A 25,433-nucleotide genomic window follows, 5' to 3' on the forward strand; every position below is an offset into this window, starting at 1 on the left:
AGGTGGTTCAAGGTCGTTCTCCCTGTAATTCGTTTCTTGTTGAAATCTGCGCTAGCGCAGCAGCTCGCGGGCGATCACCACGCGCTGGATCTGGTTGGTGCCTTCGAAAATCTGGGTCAGCTTGGCGTCGCGCATCATGCGCTCGACCGGGTAGTCCATGGTGTAGCCGTAGCCGCCGAAGATCTGGACCGCGTCGGTCGTGACCTTCATGGCCATGTCGCTGCCGACGCACTTCGCCATGCTGGCAAGCACGTTGAGCCGCTTCCAGTCGCCGGCATCGCCGGCGCGCGCGCATTCATAGACAAGGGCGCGGGCCGCCTCGATCTGCATGGCCATGTCGGCGAGCATGAACTGCACGCCCTGGAACTCGGCGATCGGCTGCTTGAATTGCTTGCGCTCCTTGGCGTAGGCGATGCAGGCATCGAGCGCGCCTTGCGCAAGGCCGACCGACTGGGCGCCGATGGTCGGCCGGTTGAGGTCGAGCGCGCGCATCGACGCGCGGAAACCCTTGCCTTCCTCGCCGACGAGATTTTCGGCCGGGACCCGGACATTGTCGAAGAAGATCGGCGTGTTGGGGGGCGCCGCGAAAGCCCATCTTGCGCTCATGGCGGCCGAAGGTGATGCCAGGCATTGTCTTCGGTTCGACGATGAAGGCGCTGATGCCATCGGCGCCGGCGCCGTCGCTGGTCCGCGCCATCACCACGATGTAGTCGGCGACGACGCCGTAGCTGCACCACTGCTTGCGGCCGTTCAGGACGTAGCTGTCGCCGTCCTTCCGGGCGCGGGTGTTGAGCGCGGCGACGTCGGAGCCGGCCTGCGGCTCCGAGATCGCGATCGCCGTGACCACGCCGCCTTGGGCGATGATCGGCAAGTATTTCTGGCGCTGCTCTTCCGAGCCGAAATGCAGCAGCGGCATGATGAACATGGTGTTGAGCGCCGCGATCGATGCGCAAGCGGGCGAGACCTTCGAGATCTCCTCGCGCGCGATGCAGGCCATGGTCAGGTTGCCGTTCGGGCCGCCATAGCGCTCCGGCACCCAGAGCTGCATCAGCCCCATCTCGCCGAACAGCTTGACCAGCTCGAGCGGGAAGCGGTCGGTTTCATCGATCTCGGCGGCGATCGGCGCCACGTGCCTCGCGACCATCCTGCGCACATTGTCGCGGAACGCGACCTGCTCCTCGGAAAAACTCATACCGGCTCCCGTTACGTTTTCTTTGCTGGATGCCAAAAAGGGGCTTCCATTGAATGGGTGATCCATTTAATAATTCACCGCATGAGCACCAAGTCAAGCCCTCGCGCGCCGCAGCGCTCCCGCACCGCCTCGCCGAACCGGCGGGAGCGGGCCGTCGATCATCGGGCGGCCGGCGCCGCGGCCGCGCCGACATTCAAGCCGATCCACACCAGGCGGACGTTCGAGGAGATCTGCGAGCGGATTCGCGAGCAGCTGGCGCTCGGCGTGCTGAAGCCAGGCGACAAATTGCCGGCCGAGCGCGAGCTGGCGCAGCAGCTCGGCGTCAGCCGCAATGTGCTGCGGGAAGCGCTGCGCAGCCTGGAGATGGCCGGCGTGCTGCGGCTGCAGAAGGGCGTCAAGGGCGGCGCCTTCATCCAGCAGGGCGATACCCGCCGCATGAACGAGGTCATGCGCGACATGCTGAGCCTCGGGACGATTTCGGTGCGGGAATTGTCGGAGGCGCGGGTCCACGTGCTAGACCTCGTGGTGCAGCTGGCCTGCGCGAACGCGCGCCGGGCCGACCTCGATGCGCTGGAAGCCAATATCGAGCGGACCGAGCTTGCGACCAGGGAGGGGCGGTTGCTCGACCGGGTCGAATGCTCGCGCGAGTTCTACAAGCTTCTTGCGGCCTCGACCGGCAACAAGGTGATCGCGATGATCGTCGACTCGGTCACCGAGATCCACATGCGCTTCGTCTACGCCAAGGTGGCCTCGAGCGGGGTCGCGATGGCGCGGCTGGCGGAAAAGCGGCGGCAATTCCTGGCGGCGCTCAGCGAGCGAGACGTGGCGCTGGCAAGCCGGCTGCTGCGGTCGCACCTGGAATCCGTGCAGCGGATGCTGGAACAGGATCCGGGAGCGATGTCGCTGCACGTCGCGTTGGCCGACGTGCAGCCCGGGATGCGCCGGTAGCGCACCAACCCTTTCAGTCAATCAACAACTCAAACAGCAATACAACGGAGGCAAACGTGTCCAATTACGCCAAGTATGAATGCCTGACGGTCGAGGTCGCGGACAAGGTCGCGACCGTAACCTTGAATCGCCCGCAGGCGCGCAACGCCATCAATCAGAAGCTGATCCGCGAGTTGCGGACGATCTGGGACGACCTCGCCGACGACCATGCTGTCAATGCCGTGGTGCTGACCGGCGCCGGAGACTTCTTCAGCGTCGGCGGTGACGTGAAGGCGATGTCGGAGCGGCCGGGCGGCGACGTGCTCGAAGAGGGCGAGGTGCACGATCCCATGATCAGCCGGCGTGGCGTGACGCGTCAGCTCGAGCTCGACAAGCCGATCATTGCGGCGATCAATGGCGATGCCATCGGCCTCGCGGCGACCCACGCGCTGCTCTGCGACATCACCGTGATGGCGGAGGATGCGCGGATCGGCGACACCCATGTCTCGCGCGTCGGCCTGGTCGCGGGCGACGGCGGCACGGTGATCTGGCCGCTCTTGGTCGGCATCAACAAGGCCAAGGAATTCCTGATCCGCGGCACGCTGCTGAAGGGCAACGAGGCGGAGCGGATTGGGCTGGTCAATCACGTCGCGCCGCGCGCGGAGGTGCCGGCCAAGGCCCGTGCGATCGCGGTCGAACTCGCCAACGGTCCGACCTGGGCCATTCGCTGGACCAAGCTGTCGATCAACCAGATCGTCAAGGAGCGCGTCAACATGCTGCTGGAGGCCTCGATGGCGCTGGAGCAGGTGACGTTCGAGACCGCCGACCACAAGGAAGCGACCATGTCGTTCAAGGAGAAGCGCAAGCCCAGGTTCGGCCAGGCATAGGCCGGGCTCATGGCGGCGACCGAATTGTCGAGCGACGATGTCACGGGAATGCTGCGCGACTCCTTGCGCGGATTCCTGGACGAGCATTGGCGTCCGCTGGGCGTAACGGCGTCGTCCTTGCCGGACGAGGTGTCGGCGATCTGGCGCAAGCTGGTCGGGCAGGGCGTGGCCGCGCTCGGTGCCGATGGTGGCGAAGGCGGGCTGGCCGAAATCCTCGTCGTCATGGAGGAGCTTGGTCGCGCCGGCTGCCCGGCGCCGGTGTGGTCCGCCGCGCTCACCAATCTTGCGATCGCCGGATCAAAGGTCGAGATCGCGGCGGATCTCGTGGAGCGGTTGCATTCGGGGGAGGCAATCGTCGCCTTCTCGTTCGGCGCTCTGGATCCCGACGTCGGCACGGGCTCGGTTGAGGTCGCCGACTTCGGGGCAACAGGCGTGCTTCGCTTTGTCGAGGCTGCGGGGAGCGCGACGCATCTTCTGGTCGCGCTCGATCGGGCCCATCTTGCGCTGATCGATCTCGGCGGTCCCGGTATCGAACGCGTCGCGTCGCGCGCGATGGGGGCCTGGGGATCTTACGAAGTCAGGCTGAACGCGGCGCCGCTCACGCGCATTCCCCTGGGGACGCTCGACCTCGACGATCTCCGCATCGCGGGCAAGGTCGCGCTGACCGCGCGCGCTTACGGCGCGGCTCGGCGTGCGTTTGAGCTCGCCGTGGACTACGCCAAGGAGCGGCACCAGTTCGGGCAGCCGATCGGCAAGTTCCAGGCGATCCAGCACAAGCTCGCCAACTGCCTGATCGCGCTCGAAGGCGTCAGGCTGATCCTTGCGCATACCGCCAGACTGCACGATGGCGGCGACGCCGACTGGCGTTATTTCGCCGATTGCGCATCGGCGTTCTCCGGCAATGCGCTGCGGCAGGTCGCGCTGGAGATCCAGCATACGTTCGGGGCGATCGGCTATGCCGAGGAGCACGAGGCGCCGATCCATTTCAAGCGCGTGCATCTCGATACGATCGCGCTCGGCGGCGCGTCGGATGCAAAACGCAGGTTGGCCGCGCGGCTCCTGGATGCCGGCGGCGACGGGCTGCCGCAATACGACCTCGGGACCGCCGGAAATGCGTTTCGTGAGCAGGTCCGGCTCTGGCTCGCGCAGAACTGGACCGGAGATACCAAGCAGGCGTTCGACCGGAGGCCGTTCGCCAAGCGCGAGTTCGATGCCGGCTTCGCCCGCGATATGGGCGAAACGGGATGGATCGGCCTCGGATGGCCGGAGCAATTCGGCGGTCAGGCCCGCTCTGCGCTGGAGCAGATCGCCTTCATGGAGACGATGGAGCAGGGCGAGGCGCCGCGGATCGGCGCTGCGATCCAGGCCAATGCGCTGATGATGTTCGGCACGGCAGAGCAGCAACAAGAATATCTTCCGGAGATCCTGCGCGGCGAAGCCATGCACGGCATGGGTTACAGCGAGCCGCAGGCGGGCTCGGACCTTGCGGCGCTGCGCACCAGTGGGATCAGGGACGGCGATCACTGGGTGATCAACGGCCAGAAGATCTGGACCACCACCTGGTGGGGCAAATACATGTTCCTCGCCGCGCGGACCGACAAGGACGCAAAGCCGCCGCATGCCGGCATCAGCATGTTCATCGTGCCGATGGATGCGCCGGGCATCACGATCCGGCCGTCCGCCACGATGTATGACGGTACCTTCGCCAACATCTTCTACGACAATGTGAGGATTCCCGCCGAGAACCTGGTCGGCGAGGTCAATGGCGGCTGGAAGGTGTTGACCGGCGCGCTGGCCTTCGAGCGCGGGCTGGTCGGCGGCGGCATCGTTCTGAAGGTGGCGCACGCCTTCGAGCAGCTCCGTTCGCACGTGATGGCGAAGCACGGTGATCGGTCGCTCGCCGATGATCCCATCGTCCGCGACAAAATGGCGACCCTGGCGTCGGAGATCGAGATCGGCCGTCTCCTGATGATGCATTGTGCCGAGCTCGCCGCCGATGGCGCGACGCCGCCGGAGTATGGCGCGATCAGCAAGGTGTTTTCCGGCGAGCTGATGGAACGCTTCGGCGAGGCCGCGCTCGACATTCTCGGGATGCGCGCCGCGCTGTCCGAACAGATGCCGGGCGCCATCGACAATGGCCGCTTCGAGCAGAACCTGCGGCATTCGCTGATGTGGGTGATCAGCATCGGGACCAACGAGATCCAGCGCAGCCTGATCGCGCAACGCGCGCTCGGGCTGCCGAGATAGGAGAGATCGGATGCAGAAGGATGGCGACAGGGCGCCGCTCGCCGGGGTGCGGGTGCTGGATTTTTCCATCATGGTGGCGGGGCCGTATTGCGCGCGGCTGCTCGCCGACGTCGGCGCCGAGGTCATCAAGATCGAGCCGCCGGAGGGCGACGATATGCGGCTGCGGACGCCGCTGCGCGACGGCCACAGCACCTATTTCGGCCAGCTCAATGCCGGCAAGCGCAGCCTGGCGCTGGACCTGAAGAACGCCGACGCCATCAAGCTGGTGCATCGCATGGTCGCGGAAGCAGACATTGTCGTCGAGAACTTCCGCCCCGGTGTCATGGACCGGCTCGGCCTCGGCTATGAGGCGCTCCGCGAGATCAACCCGCGCCTGATCTATTGCTCGATCTCGGGCTATGGACAGACGGGCCCCGCTGCCGAGCGCGCGGCTTATGCGATGATCGTGCATGCCGAGAGCGGATTCGATACCTCGCTGATGCGCTATGCCGGCGACCGGGAGCGTCCCGCGGCAGGGGCGATCTTTGTCGCGGACATCCTCGGCGGCATCTTCGGCTATTCCGCGATTCAGACCGCGATGGTCCAGCGTGAGCGCACCGGGAAGGGGCAGCGTGTCGATGTGGCCTTGATGGACTGCATGCTCAATCTGCTGGTCTATGAGCTTCAGGAAGCGCAATTCCCGATCCGCGCGCCGCGTCCGACCTACGGGCCGGTTCGCACCCGCGACGGCGATATCCTGATCGCCCCGGTGACACCGCGCAATTTTGCGGCGCTCTGCGAGGTGACCGGACAGCAAGAGCTGGCGAACGATCCGCGCTTTGCGTCCATTCCGGCGCGCGGCGCCAATTGGACCGCCATGATGCAGGTCATCGAGCGATGGACGGAGCGCCACACCGTCGCGGAATGCATCGCGGCGCTGGATCGCGCCGGCGTCCCATGCGCCGAATACCGGACGCCGGGCGCGGCGCTGACCGATGCCCATTTGCGCGAGCGTGGTGTGTTTGCGACGGTCTCGGATGGCGCCGGCGACTTCGTCGGCGTCAATGCGCCATGGCAGATGTCCGGGGCCGACACGCCGATGGGAAGTCAGGTCCCCGGGATCGGCGCGCAGCGGGACGATGTGCTGTCGCGGATCCTCGGATTGTCGCCGGACGCAATCGCGGCACTCGCGGCTGCGGGCACGTTCGGCAGAGCCCAGGCCTAGCCGCGATCTCAGGTATCGGACGGAGCCTCCGGCGGCGGAGCCTTCGCGATCGCCAGCAGGCATTTCAGGAAATGCGCGCGGTCTTCCTTGCGCAGGGGAGCCAGCATGATGTTTTGCAACTCGGCCGCAGCCGGAATGACGGCCAGGAGCGCTTCCTCGCCCTTGGCGGTGATCTGCACCTGGAGCGAGCGGCGATCGTCCGGATTGTCCTTCTTTGAGACCAGTTTGCGCGCGACCATGCGCTTCAGCATCTCGCTGAGCGTGTTGCGGTCGCAACTGATCCGCTCCGCCAACACCGAGGGTGTGAGCGGACCCAACTGGTACAGCGCCATCAGCACGCCGAACTGCCGCGGCGTGATGTCGCTCTGGCGCGTCATGCTTTGGTAGAGCCCGTCGTAGCGGGCCTCGAGCAGCCGCAGCAGAAATCCGACGCCGCCTTCAAGTTGCCAGTCGCGCGCAACGTCTGCGGCCGAGCCGGTCTTCTTCGCCTTGTCGGCTGCCATGCCGTCGTTGGACCCCGATTTCACGAATTCGCGTTAGCCGTTAGCAGCTTGGCCTGACGTCCTCAACCCTGCGGTAAATCGCACCCCAGCCTGTTCCCAGCACGGTGCAATTGTTTTCGGTCCTTGTCAGCTATCCGACAACGTAGTACGTATACGTATCAAATGGACGCGAAGACGTCGTTCAGGGAGGTTGCTGTTGGACCTGCGTGAGCTGCTGTCGATTCCCTATCTGCTTGAGGCCGAGGCGGTCGAAACCGAGCCGGGGCAGTGGCGGGTTCGGCTTGCCTATCCGGAGCTGCCGGGATGCACGGCGGAAGCCGCCGTCGTCGAGGACGCATTGCGGGAGCTCGAGCGGCGTCGCATCGAATTGATCGTCGGCCTGGTGGAGCAGGGCAAGCAGCCACCGATTCCACGCAAGCCGCTCACCGCATCCGATCCGCTTTGGACCGCAAGGGATCTCGGACTGTCCGACCGTGTCGCCGCGCTTCTCGGCGCGGCGGCCCCGACTGCACGCAATTGAAGGAGGCAAACCCATGCTCTCGCGCGAAGACAATGAACGCCTGGTGAGGGTCGGCAAGGGCACGCCGCTCGGCGACCTCTTTCGCCTGTACTGGATTCCCTTCCTGCCGTCGGCGGACCTCGCCAAGGACGGACAGCCGAAGCGCATCCGGCTGCTCGGCGAGGATCTGGTCGCGTTCCGCGACACTGAGGGACGCGTCGGGCTGGTCGATCAGGCCTGCCCGCATCGCGGCGCGCCGTTGATCTTCGCACGAAACGAGGATTGCGGGCTGCGCTGCGTCTATCACGGCTGGAAGTTCGACGTCACCGGCGCGGTGACGGATATGCCGGCAGAGCCGATGCGCAGCCGCCTCAAGGAGCGGGTGCGGATCAAGGCTTATCCCTGCAAGGAGCGTAACGGAATGATCTGGACCTATATGGGTCCAGATCAGGCCGAACTGCCGCCGCTGCCGAACCTCGAATGGAATCTGGTGCCGGCCGAGCAGGTGCACATCTCGGTTCGCGTCCAGGAGTGCAATTGGTTGCAGGCCGTCGAGGGCGAGATCGACTCGGCGCATGCGCCGCTGCTTCACGGCCGGCTGGATGCGCAGGGCACCACGAGCGCCTGGATCCAGAAGCGCGACCTGCGGCCGACCTTCGAATGCATCAAGCAGGATTTTGGCATGAGCATCGCGGCGCGGCGCAACTACGATGCCAACACGCTGTACTGGCGGGTCAACCAGTTCCTGCTGCCGTTCTATACGCTGGTGCCTCCGCTCTCGCCGTTCCCGGATCTGAGCGGGCATGCCTGGGTGCCGATCGACGACGAGAACACGCTCTGCATCATGTTCTCCTATCATCCGTCGGAGCCGCTGCTGGAGAAAACGCGGCAGGTGTTCGCCGAAGGACACAAGGGCCGCGAGAGCGGTCATGCCAGCCGCCACGCGCTGGTGCAGCATCCGCCGACGGTGCCGTATGCCGGCTACTGGACCAAATACAATCCGCAGAACGGCTTTCAATTCGACTACGACGCGCAGCGGACCACCTGGTTCTCGGGCCTGCCGGGGCTCTGGGTGCAGGACGGCGCCTGCCAGAGCGGCGTCTCGCCGATCTTCGATCGCACCAAGGAGACACTCTGTTCTAGCGATACCGGCATCGCGATGACGCGGCGCTTCATTCTGGAGGCGCTCGGCGCCTATCGTGATCACGCGATCAAGCCAAAGGGGGTCCTGGATCCCGACGTGTTCTTGGTGCGAGCGGTGTCGCTGCGGCTGCCGCCGGAGGATTCCTGGGTCGATGTCGGCGCACCGTTCATGCGGGCAAAGCTCGGTGCCGATTTCGGGTACGAGCTGTGAACGCATCGAACCAGGAGGTCTTGGTCAAGCGCATCGGCTACGAGGCCGAGCGGATCCACTCCTACGAGCTGATTGCGCGGACCGGCAGCGAGCTGGCTCCGTTTACGGCCGGTAGTCATATCGACCTGCATCTGTCGAACGGTATGATCCGCAGCTACTCACTGGTCAACGACCAGCGCGAGCGGCATCGCTACGTCATCGCGGTCAACAAGGATGCCGAGAGCCGCGGCGGCTCCAGCTTCGTTCTCGACACCGTCAGGGTCGGGGATGTCATGACGATCTCCATGCCGCGCAATAACTTCGCGCTTCATGAAGAGGCCGAGCATTCGATCCTGATCGCCGGTGGGATCGGCATCACGCCCCTGCTATCGATGATCCGGCGTCTGGATGCGCTCGAACGCCGCTGGGACCTGTTCTATGCCGCGAGGACGCGCGCCGCGGCCGCATTTCTCGACGAGCTCGGCACGTTTCGATCGAAGGTACATCTCGATTTCGACGACGAGCGATCGGGTCGTGTGTTCGATCTTGCGGCTATCGTCAAAAACGCGCCGGCTCACGCGCATCTTTACTGCTGCGGTCCGGTGCCCATGCTCGAGGCGTTCGAGGCGGCGACGGCTGGTCGCCCGGCCGATCGCGTGCATGTCGAATATTTCAAGGCGCGGGAAGTTCCGGCGACTGAAGGCGGCTTCGAGGTCAAGCTTGCGCGAAGCAATCGCACCGTTGCGGTCGAGGCCGGCAAGACCATCCTCGATGCGTTGCTGGAGGCCGGGATCGCCGCGAATTACTCCTGCACCGAGGGGGTCTGCGGCACCTGCGAGACGCGCGTGCTCGAGGGCATACCCGACCATCGCGACCAGTTTCTGAGCGAGGAAGAGCAGGCGGCGAACAAGAGCGTCATGATCTGCTGCTCGGGCGCCAGATCCCGCACACTCGTGCTCGATCTCTAAGAACAAATCCACGGGTGGAACCAATGAAGTATCTTTCGCGTGTTGTCGGAATATCTCTTCTGGTCCTTTGCGCCGGTTCGCCGGCGTCGGCGGACCCTGCACGGTCCTTGAAGATCGGCGTGCTCAACGACGGGTCCGGCCCTTATTCGGATAATGCCGGCGAAGGTTCGGTGACGGCGGCAAAAATGGCCGCCGAGGATTTCATGCGGCTTCATCCGGACTTCAAGGTCGAGATCGTCGCGGCCGATCACCAGAACAAGGCGGATGTCGGCGCCGCCATCGCGCGCCGCTGGATCGATCAGGAGAAGGTCGACGCGGTCGCCGACGTGCCGAACTCGGCCGTCGGGCTCGCCGTCAACGAGGTCGTGCGCGGCACCAAGGCGGCGCTGATTGCCTCGAGTGCGGCGTCTTCCGACCTGACCGGAAAGTACTGCTCGCCCAACACGATCCAATGGACATTCGACACCTGGGCGGCCTCGCATACCATCGGCGCCTATCTCGTGCGCCACGGCGGCAAGAAATGGTACTTCATCGCCACCGACAATGCGCTCGGCAAGTCGATGGTGCGCGACGGGACGGCGGTGATCAGCACCGGTGGCGGGACCGTTCTCGGATCGGTCAATGTGCCGATCAACAATGCGGACTATGCCTCGTTCATTTTGCAGGCCGAAGGTTCGGGCGCCGACGTGATCGCGTTCGCGACCGCCGGCGGCGACACCGTCAGCCTGATCAAGCAATCCGCCGAGTTCGGGCTGAAGCAGAGCGGACGCACTTTCGCAGCGCTGCTCACCACCACCAACGACGTGGAGTCGAGTGGCCTTGCGGTCGGCGAGGGACTGATCATCACCCAGCCGTTCTACTGGGACCTCGACGATGCCAGCCGTGCCTGGTCGGCCAGGTTCAGCGAGCGGCAACACGGGCAATCGCCGACCGCGTTCCACGCCGGCGTCTATTCCTCGGTGCTGGCCTATCTGAACGCGGCGTTGGCGGCAGGAACCAACGACGCGCCGGCGGTGATCCAGAAGCTGAAGGAGACGCCGATCGACGACGCCTTGTTCGGGCCGGTCGTGGTGCGCGCCGACGGCCGCGCCATTCACAACATGTACATCCTGAAAGTGAAGAGCCCGACTGCGTCGAAGAGCAAGCGGGATCTGTTGGAGCAGGTCGGCGTGTTGTCCGGGCCGGAAGCGTTCCGGCCGCTCGACCAGGGCGGTTGCTCGCTCGTCGAGTCATCGAAGAGCAATTGACGACGACGGCCGCGATCCGCGGATCAACACTTTCTCAAACTGACGGACGTCCCAATGCTGGATCAGCTTGAAGCCGACTTCCCCGAGCACACGCCTCGTCCTCTCGGTGCGCCGAAGGCGCTGGAGGGGATCCGCGTGATCGATTTCTCGCATTTCATCGCCGGACCGTTTGCCACCATGATTCTCGCCGATATGGGCGCCGAGGTGATCAAGATCGAAGCGCCCGGCCGCGGCGACGATTTGCGCCGCTATCCCCCGGTGCATTCCGATCTCAGGCACGGTGCGCCGTTCCTCTGGACCAACCGCAACAAGCGCAGCGTCGCCCTCGATCTGAAGTCGCCCGAGGGCCTGAAGGTCGCGCGTGAGCTGATCGCGACGGCGGACGTTCTCGTCGAGAACTTTTCGGCGAGCGTGATGGCGCGGCTCGGGCTCGACTACGAGAGCTGCCGCAAGATCAAGCCCGAGATCATCTATTGCTCGGTGTCGGCCTATGGCCGCGACGGCGCGTTCTCCGACCGGCTCGGCTTCGACCCGATCGCGCAGGTCGAGAGCGGCTTCGTCTCGATGAACGGCTATGCCGACCGGGAGGGCGTGCGGGCCTTGTCGCCGGTCATGGACATCAGCACCGCGATGATGGCCAGCAATGCGATCCTCAGCGCGTTGTTCGCGCGCGAGCGCAGCGGGCATGGCCAGGCCATCGAGGTGTCGCTGTTCGAGAATGCCGTCCTGATGACCGGCTACGCGACCATGCAGTCGCTCTTCAACAATGCGGATCCAAAGCGAAGCGGCAACACCAGCCCGGACACCTGTCCGTCGGGCGTGTTCCTGGCGAGCGATTGCTCGTTCTATATCAACTGCGGCAATGACAAGATCTTTCAACGGCTGATGGCGCAGGTGCTCGAGCGCGAGGATCTCGCGGCGGCCGAGATCTATGCGACCGGCCCCGACCGAATTCGTCGGCGCGAGGAGTTGTTCGCGATTCTCGGCGATGCCTTTGCCCGCCAGCCCTGGTCGCACTGGCAGTCGCGGATGCGCGCAGCCGGAGTGCCCTGCGGCCAGGTACGCAGCGTCGGCGAGGCGATCCGGTCACCCGAAGCGCGGGAGCGCGGGATCGTCACAAGAATCCCGCACGAGGCGGTGGGCTGGGTGCCGAACGTGAACCTGCCGATCCGCTATTCGCGGACGCCGATCGTCGATCCCGTCGCGGCACCGGCCGTCGGTCAGCACACCGAAAACGTACTGCGCGATTTGCTCAGCTATGACGATGCGGAGATCGCACGGCTTGCCAAGGGCGGGGCGTTCGGCGGCCAGCCCTTGCGACAGGATGCCAAGCCGTGACGGGGCGCGGGCGCGACGAGCGGACGCTGCGAGGCCGTGTGGCCGTCATCGGGATTGGTGAAACGGAATATTATCGCCACGGTGCGTCGCCCGACCCGGAGTTCAAGCTCGCGCTCAAAGCCATTCTGGCGGCTTGTGAGGATGCCGGACTCGATCCGCGCGAGATCGACGGGTACTCGTCCTACAGCGACGATCGCAGTGAGGCGTCGCGGCTCGCTGCGGCGTTGGGGACGCATCGCTTGCGCTCCGCCACCATGCAATGGGGTGGAGGCGGCGGCGGATGTTGTGCCGCGATTGCCAATGCCGCTGCCTCGATCATCGCGGGCCTCGCCGATTGCGTCGTGGTGTTCCGCTCGCTGGCGCAGGGCCAGTATGGTCGCTTCGGGCAGGCGGGCGGCATCCACACCGTTTCAGGCGAACGATCCTACCTGATGCCTTATGGTGTGCTGGCGCCGCCGCAGCGCTTTGCCATGCGGGTGCAGCGTTACATGCACGATCACGGCGTCCGGCAAGAGGCGTTGCGCGCGATTGCGCTCGCCTCCTATCACCATGCCCAGGCCAATCCGCGTGCCGTGATGCACGGCAAGCCGCTGGACGTCGACAAGTACGATGCCTCGCGCTGGATCGTAGAGCCGTTCCATCTCTACGATTGCTGCATGGAAAATGACGGCGCAGCGGCCTTGGTGCTGGTATCGGCGGAGCGTGCCACGGAATTCCGGCGCAAGCCGGCCTATCTGCTCGGCGCGGCCTTCGGATCCGGACATCGCGCGGCGGCGACGGCGCACAACGCGCCGCTCTACGCCACTGCGAGTTTCGACACTGTTGCTCCCGATCTCTACCGCATGGCCGGGCTAGGGCCGTCTGATGTCGGCGTGGTGCAGGCGTATGAGAATTTCACCGGTGGCGTCGTGATGGCGCTGGCGGAGCACGGCTTCTTCGAACCGGAGGAGGCCAACGACTTCCTGACCTTCGAGAACCTGATCGCGCCGTCCGGGCGGCTGCCGCTCAACACCAGCGGCGGCAATCTCGCCGAATGCTACATGCACGGCTTCGAGCTCGTCCTCGAGGCGGTGCGCCAGGTGCGTGGCGTGTCGACCAGCCAGGCTCGGCGCAGCGACGTCGCGTTGGTCATCGGAGGTCCGATGGTCTCTCCCGCGAGCAATCTCATTCTGGGGTCGGAGGCCACGTTATGAGCAACCCGGGCACGCGCTATCTCCCGGCAGGTCTGCCGATCCCGGTTGCAGAACCTGACGGCCTCTCTGCGCCTTACTGGGAAGGATTGCGTCAGGGCAAGCTCTTGGTGCAACGCTGCGGTCGCTGCAACACGTGGCAATTCGGACCCGAATGGCTCTGCCATCGCTGCCACGCCTTCGACCCGGCCTGGATCGAAGTCGAGCCGCGCGGCCGGATCTTCAGCTGGGAACGTGCATGGCATCCGTCGCATGCGGCGCTCAAAGGGCATGGACCGTACATCGCGGTGCTTGTCGAACTGCCGCATGCCGGCGGCATTCGCATGGTCGGCAATCTGCTCGGCGATCCCGAACAGACGGTTGCCATCGGCGCCGATGTCGAAGGCGTCTTCGAGCATCACCCGGAGCAGGATCCGCCTTACTCCTTGCTGCAATGGCGCCGGCTGTAGGTTTCCCCGGAGTTACTATCCATCCCTGCGCCTGATACGGGCAATCGATCGCGCGTCTACCGGAGATAGCTGGTCCACGGTCCGCTGCACCTGTGATCCGCCGCGGGTGACATCCGGTCTGCCCGCTTTCGCGTCAGCGTCGCTGACAGGATGAGCTGCGAGGGTCCTTGTCTCGCGGCAGATGACATGCAATCTTCCGCTCCCGGCAATGCCGTTCGAGAGCAACAAGAACAATAATCCCTCTCGTCCCTCCAATTCTGTCGAGGGCCTGATCATGTCGAATCCTACCCAAGCGACCTCCGCTCCGTGGCGGATAGGAGTCCTGTTTTCGCGAACCGGCTTCATGTCGGTGATCGAGGAAACCCAGTATCAGGGCACGCAGCTTGCGATCGAGGAGGTGAACGAGGCGGGAGGCGTCTGCGGCCGCGAACTGGTTCCCGTCGCCTACGATCCCGGTTCGGATTCGGCCGCCTATGGCCACTACGCCAAACGGTTGATGGTCGAAGATCAGGTCAGCACTATATTCGGCTGCTACACTTCGTCGAGCCGCAAGGCGGTGCTGCCGGTCGTCGAACGGCTGAATGGCCTGCTTTGGTACCCGACGCTCTATGAGGGGTTCGAGGCGTCGCCGAACGTCATCTACACCGGCGCCTCGCCGAATCAGAACAGCCTCGCGCTGTGTCGCTATTTGATGGATACGTTCGGAACGCGATTCTATTTCGTGGGTTCGGACTACATCTATCCGCGCGAGTCCAACCGGGTGATGCGCGAGCTGCTGAAGAGCAACGGCGGCTCGGTCGTTGGCGAGCGCTACGTCAATGTCTACGCGCGCTGGCAGGACTTCGTACCGATCATCCAGGACATCAAGCGGGTCAGGCCCGACGTGATCTTCTCGACCGTCGTCGGCGAGGGCACGGTGTTTCTCTATCAGGCCTATGCGAATGTCGGGCTCGATCCGAAGCAGGTCCCGATCGCCAGCCTGACCACGACGGAAGCCGAAATCGCCGCGATGGGCTTCGATGTCGGCGAAGGACACGTCACGGCGGCATCCTATTTCCAGGGCGTGGAGGGCAGCGCCAACAGCGCGTTTGTGCAACGCTTCAAGAAGCGGTTCGGCGCCGACATCTCGACCAACATGTGCGCCGAGGCGTCCTATTTCCAGCTGCATCTGTTTGCGAAAGCGCTCGAGCAGGTCAATTCGCTCGACACCGAAGTGCTCCGCTCCATGGTGTTCGGCACCAGCTTTGATGCACCGCAAGGTGCGGTCACGGTCAACCCGATGTCGGGTCATACCGATCTGTGGACCCGGATCGGACGCGCCAACCGCCAGGGACAGTTCGATGTCGTCAGCCAATCAAAAGAGCCGGTGCATGCGGATCCGTTCCTGATCGGATATGGTCGTGCAACGCAAACAGGAAGCGTCCAATGAACGAAATGTCGCGTAAGCCGCAGCTCAGCCGAGACGTCGGCGGACGCAAGACCATGGTTCAGGAACTTGCCGATCTCTCGGCGGTCGTGGTCGCACCGGTCGACGATCAGGTCGGCATGTTGCTGCGCGAATTGCAGCGCTTCAGGATGCGGGTGCGTCAGGTCTGGCCGATGCCGGAAAGCGTGCCGGCCGACGCCGATGTGGTGTATTGCGAATATTCGCCCGACCTGGCGCGGCGCCTGCCGTGGATTCCCGGCGATGCGCGTTCCGCGCTGGTCGTGATCCTGCCGGCGACGGAAGCCGTTCACGCCGACGCGCTGTGTCATGCAACGCCCAACGCCGTGCTGCCGCGGCCGTTCACGCAGAATGCGGTGCTGTCGAGCCTCGTGTTGGCGCGCAGCCAGTTTGGTTACGAGCGGCGGCTGCGCAGCAAGATCGAGAAGCTCGACGACAATCTGCGCTCGATGCGCACGGTAGAGCGCGCCAAGGCCATCCTGATGGCGACGCGGCAGATGCCGGAAACCGAAGCCTATGGCTTCATCAGACGACAGGCGATGGATCGCCGCGTGTCGGCAAGCGCAGTCGCCGCGGCGATTGTTGACTCGTTCGAACTGCTTGGCTACGATCATCAACAGTAAGCCCCAATAGCGGGGCCGGCGGCGACAGCGCCGCCTTCGACACAACCGGCAACAAAGCCCTCCCAATGCTCGCGTAAGCGCGCATCGGGAGGGCTTTTTGTTTTTTCAGTCCTGAAGGGAGCTAAGGGATGAGCATTTCACGGCGGACTTTGCTGAGGAATACCGCGGCGCTTGGCGCATTTGCCGGCGCCGGACTGCCGCACATCTGGATCAAGAACGCCGACCTCGCTTACGCCGGCGGCGGCGAGATCAAGGTCGGCGTGCTGTTCTCGCTGACCGGAACGACCGCGATCATCGAGGAATCGCTCAACAAGGCGACGCTGCTCGCGATCGAGGAAATCAACGCGGCCGGCGGCATCAAGGGCAGCAAGATCGTGCCGATCGTCGAGGATCCCGCATCCGATCCGGCGACGTTCTCGGAGAAGGCGCGCAAGCTCGTCGTCGGCGACAAATGCGTCAGCGTGTTCGGCTCCTACACCTCGGCAAGCCGCAAGGCGGTGCTCCCTGTCTTCGAGCGCCAGAACAATCTCTATTGGTATCCGACGCTCTACGAAGGCCGCGAGTGCTCGAAGAACGTCATCTACACCGGCGCGGTGCCGAACCAGCAGCAGGACGAGTTCGTGCCGTGGCTGGTCAAGAAGTTCGGCAAGAAGTTCTATTTGATCGGCTCCAACTACATCTATCCGAAGGAAGAGAACAACTACTGCAAGAAGCTGCTCGAGAAGCTCGGCGGCGAGGTCGTGGCGGAAGAATATGTGCCGCTCGGCCATTCCGAATTCTCCTCCGTCATCAACAAGATCCGCTCGACCCAGCCGAACGTGATCTTCTCCACCGTGGTCGGCGATTCCGTGGTCGCGTTGCACCGTCAGTACAAGGCCGCCGGTCTCGATCCCGAAAAGATGCCGATGGCGAGCCTGACGACGTCGGAGAACGAGGTCGCGGCGATGGGCGGAGAGGCCGCCGCCGGTCACTTCACCTCGGCGCCGTACTTCATGGTGCACAAGTCGCCTGAGAACGAGAAATTCGTCGAGGCCTACAAGAAGCGCTGGGGCGCCGACAAGGTCACGCATTTCGTCTCGGAGGCCTGCTACTTCCAGACCTATCTGTTCAAGCAGGCGGTCGAGAAGCTTGCGACCAGCGACCTCACGCCGCCGAACATCCGCGACGCGGTCAAGGGCCAGAGCATGATTGCGCCGCAGGGCAAGGTCGAGATCGAGCCGGAGAACCTGCACACCTGGCTGTGGCCGAAGATCGCGCAGGCCAAATCAAACGGCCAGTTCGAGATTCTCGTCGAGGCCAAGGACTGGCTGAAGCCGGTGCCTTACGCCGCCTATCCCGGGCAGTCCTGCACCGAGAAGGGCCTGGTCGAGAAGAGCTGACGACGGGGGCTGACGAGGCCGTCGGCGTGCGGCGCCGGCGGCCAGCCACCCGCAACGAATGCTGCTTCTCGCACCCATTGTGTGAGGGCAGGGCGCAGCAAACGAACATTGAAGAGCGGATCCCGACGTGGACCAATTCATCGAACAAATCGTCACCGGCCTCAGCATCGGATCGATCCTGCTGCTGGTCGCGTTGGGCCTGTCGATCATCTACGGCTCGATGGGCATCATCAATCTCGCCCATGGCGAGTTCGTGATGCTCGGCGCTTACGCCGCCTGGGTGTTCCACACCTATCTCGGGCTCGGCCTGCTGGCGAGCCTGATTCCGATCTTCCTCGTGGTTGCCGCGTTCGGCTGGGTCATCGAACGCTACGTCCTGAGCCTGCTCAACAACCGGCCGCTGGATACGATCCTCGCGACCTGGGGCGTCGGCATCATGCTGCAGCAGGCGGTGCGGCTGTCGGTCGGTAGCGAGCTGCGCTACGTGCAGCTGCCGCCGGCGCTGTCCGACAGCATGGATGTGTTCGGCATCCCGGTCTCGTCGTATCGGGTGTTCCTGTTCGTGGTGTCGATCGCGCTGTTCGGCGCGACCTGGTTGCTGATGAACCGCACCCCGGTCGGAATGAAGCTGCGCGCCATCATCCAGGACCGCTCGGTCGCCGCCTCCTTCGGCATCAACGCCAAGCGGGTCTATGCGCTGACATTTGCCTACGGTGCGGGCCTTGCGGGGCTGGCCGGCGCGCTGGTGTCGCCGCTCAAGAGCGTGTCGCCGGACATGGGCACCGGCTATGTGGTCGATGCCTTCATGGTGGTCGTGCTCGGCGGCGTGCAGAGCCTCGCCGGCACCGTGGCGAGCGCCTTCATCCTCGGCGAGCTCTCCGGCGGCATCGCCTTCCTGCAGAACGACACGGTGGCCAAGGCGATCGTGCTGCTCGCCATCGTCGTCCTCATCCGTTTCCGCCCCGAAGGGCTTTTCACCGCACGCGTGCGGGCCTGAGACAGATCGCTCATCTATGCCGTCCAATGCTCCAAACTCCAGCAGATTGCAGCGCCTGATCGCGCAGCTCGCACCTCTGCTGATCGTCTGCGCGATCGTGTTCGCGCTCCCGGTGCTGCTCAACAACGACTTCCTGCTCAACAAGGTCGCGCGCTACCTGGTGCTCGGCATCCTCACCGTGTCGCTCGGGCTGTCCTGGGGTTTCGGCGGCATCCTCAATCTCGGCCAGGCGATGAGCTTCGGGCTCGGCTCCTACGCGATGGCGATGGCGCTGAAGCTCAAGACCGTTCCTGTGCACACCGGAGCAAGTGGCCTGCCGGACTTCATGGTCTGGAATAACGTCCAGCATCTGCCGTGGTTCTGGCAGCCGTTCCGCTCGCTGACCTTTGCGATTGCCGCGGGCCTGATCGTGCCGGCGCTGGTCGCGGCGGCGCTCGGCTGGTTCATGTTCCGCGGCCGTGTGACGGGGGTCTACGTCTCGATCATCACGCTCGCCACCATGGTGGTGATCAATCTCGTGATCATCGACCAGCAGAGCTACACCGGCGGCTTCAACGGCATCACCGATCTCGCCCAGCTCGAGATCTTCGGCGTCGCCTTCGATGCCTATGGCCGCGCCACCTATTATCTCGTCGCCTGTTGCGTGCTGCTCAGCCTGCTGGTCGCCTTTGCCTTCACGAAGTCCAAGGCCGGCCTGATCGTGCAGGCGATCCGCGATCACGAGAGCCGGGTGCGCTATTTCGGCTACGACGTCGCGCTCTACCAGATCTTCGTGTTCGCGCTGTCGGCCGCGATCGCGGGCCTTGCCGGCATGCTCTACACGGTCGTGATGGAGTTTGCCTCGCCGACCTTCCTCGGCGTGCAGCTTTCGCTTTCGGTGGTGGTGTGGTGCGCGGTCGGTGGCCGGCAGAGCCTGGTCGGCGCGTTCCTCGGCGCGGTGCTGGTCGCGGGCATGCAGGGCGCGCTGTCGGAATCCGCGGCGTTCCTCGAAACCTGGACGCTGGTGATGGGCGCGTTGTTCGTGCTCGTCGTGCTGTTCCTGCCGAAGGGGCTCGCTGGTCTCGCGCAGGTCGTGCTGCGCTGGATCGTGCAGCGCCGCCAGGCCGCGGGCCGCGGCGTTGCGCAAGGCGTCGGTCAGACGGAGGGCAGCACATGAGCTCGCATCTCGATCTCCGCGACGTCTCGGTCAGCTTCAACGGGTTCAAGGCGCTCAACGCGCTCAACATGAGCGTGCGCAAGGGCGAGCTGCGCTGCCTGATCGGGCCGAACGGCGCCGGCAAGACCACGGCGCTGGACATCATCTGCGGCAAGGTCAAGCCGAGCGCCGGCACCGTCAGCTTTGACGGCACCGCACTGCAGGATCTCGAGGAATACGAGATCGCCCGCGCCGGTGTCGGCCGCAAGTTCCAGGTGCCGAGCGTATTTCGCGAGCTCTCGGTCAGCGAGAATCTTGACGTGGCACGGGCCCGCCGCACCTCTGTGCTCGGCAATCTGCGCTGGAATATCGGCAATGGGGGGCGCGAAGACATCGAACGTCTTGCCGAACTGGTCGGGCTCACCGAGCAACTCGACCGGCCGGCCGCCTATCTGTCGCACGGCCAGACCCAGTGGCTGGAGATCGGCATGCTGGTTGCGCAGGACGCCGAGCTGATCCTGATGGACGAGCCGACCGCAGGCATGACGGCGCAGGAGACCCGCAAGACCGCCGAGCTGTTCGCGCGGCTGAAGGGTAAGCACACGCTGATCGTGGTCGAGCACGACATGGGTTTTGTGAAAGCGATCGGCGACATCATTTCGGTGATGCATATGGGCCAGATGTTGGCCGAGGGCACCGCCGCGGAAGTGGAGGCGCATCCGGAGGTGCGGCGCGCCTATTTGGGATCGGGAGGCATCAGCCATGCTTGAGCTGACCGACGTCGACGCCTTCTATGGCAACAGCCGGGCGCTGCAGGGCATCAACCTGTTGGTCGGCAATGGCGAATTCCTCTCGGTGCTCGGCCGCAACGGGGTCGGCAAGACCACGCTGATGCGCAGCATCCTCGGCCTGATGGACCGGGTCACCGGACGCCTGTCGCTCGACGGCGCCGACATCTCGCCGCTCCGCACCTATCAGCGCGCCAAGGCCGGCATCGCCTATGTGCCGCAGGGCCGTGGCATCCTGCCGAAGTTCACCGTGCGGGAGAACCTGACGCTTGGGACTTTCGCGGCGAAATCCGCTGGTGGCATCGAGGAGTGGGTGCTGGAGCTGTTTCCGGTGCTCAAGGATTTCCTCAATCGCTACGGCGGCAATCTCTCCGGCGGGCAGCAGCAGCAGCTTGCGATCGCGCGCGCGCTGCTGGCCCAGCCCAAGGTCATCCTGCTGGACGAGCCGACCGAAGGCATCCAGCCGAACATCGTCGAGCAGATCGAGGACGTGATCACGCGCCTCAACCGCGAGCGCGGCATCACGGTCGTGCTGGTCGAACAGAATGTCGCGTTCGCGCGGCGCGCGTCGCACCGGTTCGCGTTGCTCGAAAAGGGACGCGTCGTCGCCAAGGGCGCGATCGGTGAACTCACCGATGATCTCATCCAGCTGCACATGGCCGTGTAGCGGGAATTATCGTTCAGGAAAGGGAGTCGAGACATGTTGCATGGAGATATATCGAGCAGCAAGGACACGGTCGGCGTTGCCGTGGTCAATTACAAGATGCCGCGTCTGCACACCAAGGCCGAGGTGCTGGATAACGCGCGCAACATCGCCAAGATGGTCGAGGGCATGAAGCTCGGCCTGCCGGGCATGGACCTCGTGATCTTCCCGGAATACTCGACCCACGGCATCATGTACGACTCCAAGGAGATGTACGAGACGGCGTCGTCGGTACCGGGCGAGGAGACCCGCATCTTCGCCGACGCCTGCCGCAAGGCCAAGGTCTGGGGCGTGTTCTCGCTGACCGGCGAGCGCCATGAGGAGCATCCCAACAAGGCGCCGTACAACACCCTGATCCTGATGAACGACAAGGGCGAGATCGTGCAGAAGTATCGCAAGATCATGCCGTGGGTGCCGATCGAAGGCTGGTATCCGGGCGACTGCACCTACGTCTCGGAGGGGCCGAAGGGCCTGAAGATCAGCCTGATCATCTGCGACGACGGCAACTACCCGGAGATCTGGCGTGACTGCGCCATGCGCGGCGCCGAGCTGATCGTCCGCTGCCAGGGCTACATGTATCCGGCCAAGGAGCAGCAGATCCAGATCTCGAAGTCGATGGCCTGGGCCAACAACTGCTACGTCGCGGTCGCCAACGCATCCGGTTTCGACGGCGTCTATTCCTACTTCGGCCATTCGGCGCTGATCGGTTTCGACGGGCGGACGCTCGGCGAGTGCGGCACTGAGGAGAACGGCATCCAGTACGCGCAGCTTTCGGTGTCGCTGATCCGCGACGCCCGCCGCAACATGCAGTCGCAGAACCATCTCTTCAAGCTGATGCACCGCGGCTACACCGGCCTGATCAACTCCGGAGACGGCGACCGCGGCCACGCGGTCTGTCCGTACACCTTCTACAAGAACTGGATCACGGACCCGGAAGGCACGCGGGAGATGGTCGAGGCCATGACCCGTCCGACCGTCGGGACCGACGAATGTCCGATCGAGGGCATTCCGAACCAGAAAGTCGCACATCGTTGATCGGAGAACTCGAGCTGCGCCGGCGCGATCATTTGCGCCGGCGCGGTTCTGAAACTGTTGCAAGGGGAAACGGGGGTTACCATGAGCAGCCAAGCGAATAACGGACTGGTTCATCAGGCCGAGGGACAGATCGACGACCTTCTCGGTCATGAATTCGAGCACGAGCCGGTGCCAATGACTGCCCGGCGCAGCGCCTTCTCGGTCACCATGGTGTGGCTGGGCTTTCCGATGATCATCACCGGCGCGATGACGGGATCGCTGCTCGTGCTGGGCATGGGGTTCAAGAACGCGCTGGTGGCGATGATCATCGGCAATCTGATCATGTTCGCCTATGTCGGCGCGCTTGGCCTGATCGGCACCAGGCGCGGCATGAACTTCGCGCTGATCGCGAGCATCGTATTCGGCAAGAAGGGCTATGTACTGGCGTCGGGCCTGCTGTCGACCCTGCTGCTCGGCTGGTATGCGGTGCAGACTGGCATCACCGGCGCACTGATCTCATCGACCTACGGCCTCAACTATGTGGCGATGACCATCGTCGCCGGCGTGCTCTATATCGGGATCACCTTCGTCGGTGTGAAGGGATTGCACTATATCGGGCTGGCATCGGTGCCGCTGTTTGTCGTCCTCGGCCTCTGGGTCGCCGCCGATGCGGCATCGACCACTACCGCAGCCGCGATTTTCAGCTATGCCGGCAATAATGGCGTCGCCAGCATGTCGATGGGCGTCGGCCTCACCGTGGTGCTGGCACTGTTCATCGACGCCGGCACGGTGACTGCGGACTTCAACCGCTGGGCGCCGAGCCCGCGGGCGTCGCTGTTCGCCACGTTCAGCGCGTTTCCGTTCGCCAATCTGGTGGCGATGCTGGTTGGCGGCGTGATGACGGCTGCGCTTGCGGTGCCGAACGCCAATCCGTTCGGTGTCGACAACATGTTCGGCTTCATGAACGGCAAGCAGCTGACCTGGCTCAGCATTCTCGCGTTCATCTTCCTCTACGCCAATCTCGGTTCGGTCTGCTCGCACTGCCTGTACAATGCGGCGACCGGCTGGTCGCGCATCCTCGGCACCAATATGCGGCTAATGGCCGTGATCCTCGGCGCCATCGGCATCGTCGTCGCCGCGGGCAACGTCTGGGCGTTCTTCATCCAGTGGCTGTCGCTGCTCGGCATCCTGGTGCCGCCGATCGGTGCGATCATCCTGGTCGATCAGTATCTGCTGCGGACCGGGGCGCGCGCGGACACCGACTGGCGTGCGAAGCCGTTCATCGCCTGGGGCATCGGGTCGCTGTGCGCCTTTGCAGTTGAGAACCTGATGCCGGGGCTGTCCACTGCGATCTCAGCCGCGCTGGTCGCCGGCATCGTGTACGGGGCGATCGCGCGGGTGGAGTCTTCGGCAGAGAAGGTGGCGCGTCCCGCCTAAGCGATCAGCTCAATCAAGCAAGAAGGGTACATCAATGAGCGTCGACTATCAGATCTATGATCTCGGCAATCTGACCTTGCAGTGCGGCGCGACCATCCGCGACTGCAAGCTCGCCTACAAGACGTTTGGCCAGCTCAACGCGGCCAAGGACAATGTGATCGTCTATCCGACCTGGTACTCCGGCCAGCACTACGACAATGAGTGGCTGATCGGGCCGGGCATGGCGCTCGATCCGGCGAAATACTTCATCATCATCCCCAACATGCTCGGCAACGGCCTGTCGTCGTCGCCGAGCAACACGCCGGAGCCGTATAACGGGCCGCGGTTTCCGCAGGTGACGGCCTATGACAATGTGCGTGCCCAGCACCGGCTGGTGACCGAGAAATTCGGCATCAAGCACATCCGCCTGGTGGTCGGCTGGTCGATGGGCGCGTTGCAGACTTTCCATTGGGGTGCGCTCTATCCCGACATGATGGATCTCCTGGCGCCGTTCTGCGGCTCGGCGAAATGCTCGCGGCACAATTATGTGTTCCTTGAAGGCGTCAAGGCTGCGCTGACCGCGGATGCCGCCTGGAAGGAGGGCTGGTACACCGACAAGCCGGCCCGCGGCCTGCGCGCCGCCGCACGGGTCTATGCCGGCTGGGGCTTCTCGCAGGCGTTCTATCGCGAGCAGCTCGATATCAAGACGATGGGCTATTCCTCGCTGGAGGATTTCCTGGTGGCGTTCTGGGAAGGTTTCTTCCTGCCGAAGGATCCCAACAATCTGCTCACCATGCTGTGGACCTGGCAGAACGGCGACATCAGCGCCAACGAGATCTACCACGGCGACTTCAAGGCCGCGCTGCGGGCGATCAAGGCCAAGACCTATGTCATGCCGGGGCAGACCGATCTCTACTTCCCGCCTGAAGACAGCGAGAACGAGGTCGCGAACATGCCGAACGCCAAGTTCGTGCCGGTGCCGTCGATCTGGGGCCACTTCGCGGGCGGGCCGGGGACCAACCCTGTCGATGTCGCCTTCATCGATACCAAGCTCAAGGAATTGCTCGCATCGTGAGTTCGAACGATTGCGAACGGCTGCCTGCGCGATCATGGGAGGCGTGAGCTTGTCCAATCCCGCTTTGCTGCTCGACCAGTACCGCATCCGCCAGGAGCCGTATTACCGGCCGCTCAAGGATGAGGTCGAACTGTTCGGTGCGGCCTATGCGAACCGCATGCCGGTGATGCTGAAAGGCCCCACCGGCTGCGGCAAGACCCGCTTCATCGAATACATGGCATGGCGGCTCGGCCGTCCGCTGATCACGGTCGCCTGTCACGAGGACATGACCGCGGCGGATCTGGTCGGACGCTGGCTGCTCGATGCGGAGGGCACGGTGTGGAGCGACGGGCCGCTGACGACGGCCGTGCGCCTCGGCGCGATCTGCTATCTCGACGAGATCGTCGAGGCGCGTCAGGACACCACGGTCGTGATCCATCCCTTGACCGACGACCGCCGTGTGTTGCCGCTGGAAAAGCGGGGCGAGCTGATCCACGCCCATTCCGACTTCCAGCTCGTGATCTCCTACAATCCGGGCTACCAGAGCGCGATCAAGGACCTCAAGGAATCCACCAAGCAGCGCTTCGCCGCGCTGGACTTCGGCTACCCTGATCGGTCGGCGGAAACCGAGGTGGTGTCGCGCGAGGCCGGCATCGAACCGAACCTTGCCGACCTCCTGGTGAAGATCGCCCAGCACAGCCGCAACCTGAAAGGACAGGGGCTCGATGAAGGCGCGTCGACCCGGATGCTGGTCAATGCCGGCCGCCTGATCGGCTGCGGCATCAGCCTCGAGAAAGCCTGCGAGACCACGATCGTGGTCCCGCTGACCGACGATGCGGACACCAGGAACACGTTGCGCGACGTGATCTCGGCCTCTGCGTGAATGGACGCTCGCA

At 64.3% G+C, this 25,433-nt stretch carries 24 protein-coding genes and 1 pseudogene; 22 read left to right on the forward strand and 3 right to left on the reverse strand.

Features of this window, described 5'->3' with window-relative positions; all coding sequences use genetic code 11:
• Window positions 1-51 precede the first annotated feature (51 nt).
• Together AC628_RS45225 and AC628_RS45230 are read right to left on the reverse strand one after the other, a co-directional pair.
• On the reverse strand, window positions 52-606 hold the full coding sequence (locus AC628_RS45225; RefSeq protein WP_245321132.1) for an acyl-CoA dehydrogenase family protein: 555 nt from the start codon (window positions 604-606) through the stop codon (window positions 52-54).
• Window positions 607-628: 22 nt separating this feature from the next.
• Window positions 629-1,258, reverse strand: a pseudogene (locus AC628_RS45230) (acyl-CoA dehydrogenase family protein); the annotation flags it as partial.
• 15 nt (window positions 1,259-1,273) lie between these two features.
• On the opposite strand from AC628_RS45230, the gene AC628_RS11930 reads away from it, so the two are divergent.
• Genes AC628_RS11930 through AC628_RS11945 form a run of 4 tightly spaced genes read left to right on the forward strand, consistent with a single transcriptional unit; the run spans window position 1,274 to window position 6,457 of the window.
• Window positions 1,274-2,140 (forward strand): FadR/GntR family transcriptional regulator, encoded by an 867-nt coding sequence (locus AC628_RS11930; protein WP_083632790.1) that lies wholly within the window; start codon window positions 1,274-1,276, stop codon window positions 2,138-2,140.
• Between the two features lie 56 nt (window positions 2,141-2,196).
• Window positions 2,197-3,006 (forward strand): enoyl-CoA hydratase/isomerase family protein, encoded by an 810-nt coding sequence (locus AC628_RS11935; RefSeq protein WP_245321133.1) that lies wholly within the window; start codon window positions 2,197-2,199, stop codon window positions 3,004-3,006.
• A 9-nt stretch (window positions 3,007-3,015) separates the two neighbouring features.
• A complete protein-coding gene (locus AC628_RS11940) occupies window positions 3,016-5,253 on the forward strand; it encodes an acyl-CoA dehydrogenase family protein (RefSeq protein ID WP_074127006.1) in 2,238 nt (745 codons plus the stop codon).
• A gap of 10 nt (window positions 5,254-5,263) precedes the next feature.
• On the forward strand, window positions 5,264-6,457 hold the full coding sequence (locus AC628_RS11945) for a CaiB/BaiF CoA transferase family protein (RefSeq protein ID WP_074127007.1): 1,194 nt from the start codon (window positions 5,264-5,266) through the stop codon (window positions 6,455-6,457).
• Between the two features lie 8 nt (window positions 6,458-6,465).
• On the opposite strand, the gene AC628_RS11950 is transcribed toward AC628_RS11945, so the two are convergent.
• On the reverse strand, window positions 6,466-6,984 hold the full coding sequence (locus AC628_RS11950; protein WP_245321134.1) for a MarR family winged helix-turn-helix transcriptional regulator: 519 nt from the start codon (window positions 6,982-6,984) through the stop codon (window positions 6,466-6,468).
• 172 nt (window positions 6,985-7,156) lie between these two features.
• On the opposite strand from AC628_RS11950, the gene AC628_RS11955 reads away from it, so the two are divergent.
• From AC628_RS11955 to AC628_RS12040, 18 genes are all read left to right on the forward strand, one after another.
• Entirely contained in the window at window positions 7,157-7,480 is a 324-nt protein-coding gene (locus tag AC628_RS11955) for a hypothetical protein (RefSeq protein WP_074127009.1), read from the forward strand.
• 13 nt (window positions 7,481-7,493) lie between these two features.
• Window positions 7,494-8,813: a Rieske 2Fe-2S domain-containing protein gene (locus AC628_RS11960; protein WP_074127010.1), complete on the forward strand. Its 1,320-nt coding sequence runs from the start codon at window positions 7,494-7,496 to the stop codon at window positions 8,811-8,813.
• Window positions 8,810-9,760 (forward strand): PDR/VanB family oxidoreductase, encoded by a 951-nt coding sequence (locus tag AC628_RS11965; RefSeq protein ID WP_074127011.1) that lies wholly within the window; start codon window positions 8,810-8,812, stop codon window positions 9,758-9,760. Before AC628_RS11960 ends, AC628_RS11965 begins: the two co-directional genes overlap by 4 nt.
• 23 nt (window positions 9,761-9,783) lie before the next feature.
• Window positions 9,784-11,007, forward strand: coding sequence for an ABC transporter substrate-binding protein (locus AC628_RS11970; protein WP_074127012.1), 1,224 nt, complete (start codon window positions 9,784-9,786; stop codon window positions 11,005-11,007).
• A gap of 54 nt (window positions 11,008-11,061) precedes the next feature.
• Entirely contained in the window at window positions 11,062-12,345 is a 1,284-nt protein-coding gene (locus AC628_RS11975) for a CaiB/BaiF CoA transferase family protein (protein WP_074127013.1), read from the forward strand.
• Window positions 12,342-13,538, forward strand: a complete 1,197-nt coding sequence (locus tag AC628_RS11980; protein WP_074127014.1) for a thiolase C-terminal domain-containing protein — start codon at window positions 12,342-12,344, stop codon at window positions 13,536-13,538. The genes AC628_RS11975 and AC628_RS11980 overlap by 4 nt, the downstream gene beginning before the upstream one ends.
• Window positions 13,535-13,984, forward strand: a complete 450-nt coding sequence (locus AC628_RS11985; protein WP_074127015.1) for a Zn-ribbon domain-containing OB-fold protein — start codon at window positions 13,535-13,537, stop codon at window positions 13,982-13,984. The genes AC628_RS11980 and AC628_RS11985 overlap by 4 nt, the downstream gene beginning before the upstream one ends.
• Window positions 13,985-14,258: 274 nt before the next feature.
• Entirely contained in the window at window positions 14,259-15,413 is a 1,155-nt protein-coding gene (locus AC628_RS11990; RefSeq protein ID WP_074127061.1) for a transporter substrate-binding domain-containing protein, read from the forward strand.
• Window positions 15,410-16,051, forward strand: a complete 642-nt coding sequence (locus AC628_RS11995; RefSeq protein ID WP_074127016.1) for an ANTAR domain-containing response regulator — start codon at window positions 15,410-15,412, stop codon at window positions 16,049-16,051. The genes AC628_RS11990 and AC628_RS11995 overlap by 4 nt, the downstream gene beginning before the upstream one ends.
• Window positions 16,052-16,179: 128 nt before the next feature.
• Window positions 16,180-17,430 carry a transporter substrate-binding domain-containing protein gene (locus AC628_RS12000; protein ID WP_074127017.1) on the forward strand — a complete coding sequence of 417 codons (1,251 nt, stop codon included), beginning with the start codon at window positions 16,180-16,182 and terminating at the stop codon, window positions 17,428-17,430.
• A gap of 127 nt (window positions 17,431-17,557) precedes the next feature.
• Window positions 17,558-18,427 carry an urea ABC transporter permease subunit UrtB gene (gene urtB, locus AC628_RS12005; protein ID WP_074127018.1) on the forward strand — a complete coding sequence of 290 codons (870 nt, stop codon included), beginning with the start codon at window positions 17,558-17,560 and terminating at the stop codon, window positions 18,425-18,427.
• Window positions 18,428-18,443: 16 nt separating this feature from the next.
• On the forward strand, window positions 18,444-19,583 hold the full coding sequence (gene urtC, locus AC628_RS12010; RefSeq protein ID WP_074127019.1) for an urea ABC transporter permease subunit UrtC: 1,140 nt from the start codon (window positions 18,444-18,446) through the stop codon (window positions 19,581-19,583).
• Window positions 19,580-20,332 (forward strand): urea ABC transporter ATP-binding protein UrtD, encoded by a 753-nt coding sequence (urtD, locus tag AC628_RS12015; protein WP_074127020.1) that lies wholly within the window; start codon window positions 19,580-19,582, stop codon window positions 20,330-20,332. Before urtC ends, urtD begins: the two co-directional genes overlap by 4 nt.
• Window positions 20,325-21,017, forward strand: a complete 693-nt coding sequence (gene urtE / locus AC628_RS12020; protein ID WP_074127021.1) for an urea ABC transporter ATP-binding subunit UrtE — start codon at window positions 20,325-20,327, stop codon at window positions 21,015-21,017. The genes urtD and urtE overlap by 8 nt, the downstream gene beginning before the upstream one ends.
• Window positions 21,018-21,050: 33 nt before the next feature.
• A complete protein-coding gene (locus tag AC628_RS12025) occupies window positions 21,051-22,088 on the forward strand; it encodes an aliphatic amidase (RefSeq protein WP_016845713.1) in 1,038 nt (345 codons plus the stop codon).
• An 81-nt stretch (window positions 22,089-22,169) separates the two neighbouring features.
• A complete protein-coding gene (locus AC628_RS12030) occupies window positions 22,170-23,504 on the forward strand; it encodes a purine-cytosine permease family protein (protein ID WP_074127022.1) in 1,335 nt (444 codons plus the stop codon).
• Window positions 23,505-23,538: 34 nt separating this feature from the next.
• On the forward strand, window positions 23,539-24,558 hold the full coding sequence (locus tag AC628_RS12035) for an alpha/beta fold hydrolase (RefSeq protein WP_074127023.1): 1,020 nt from the start codon (window positions 23,539-23,541) through the stop codon (window positions 24,556-24,558).
• 49 nt (window positions 24,559-24,607) lie between these two features.
• Complete coding sequence (locus tag AC628_RS12040; protein ID WP_275945287.1) at window positions 24,608-25,420, forward strand: CbbQ/NirQ/NorQ/GpvN family protein; 813 nt, start codon at window positions 24,608-24,610, stop codon at window positions 25,418-25,420.
• Window positions 25,421-25,433 lie beyond the last annotated feature (13 nt).

This window comes from Bradyrhizobium sp. NAS96.2 (assembly GCF_001908235.1).
Classification (GTDB): Bacteria; Pseudomonadota; Alphaproteobacteria; order Rhizobiales; family Xanthobacteraceae; genus Bradyrhizobium.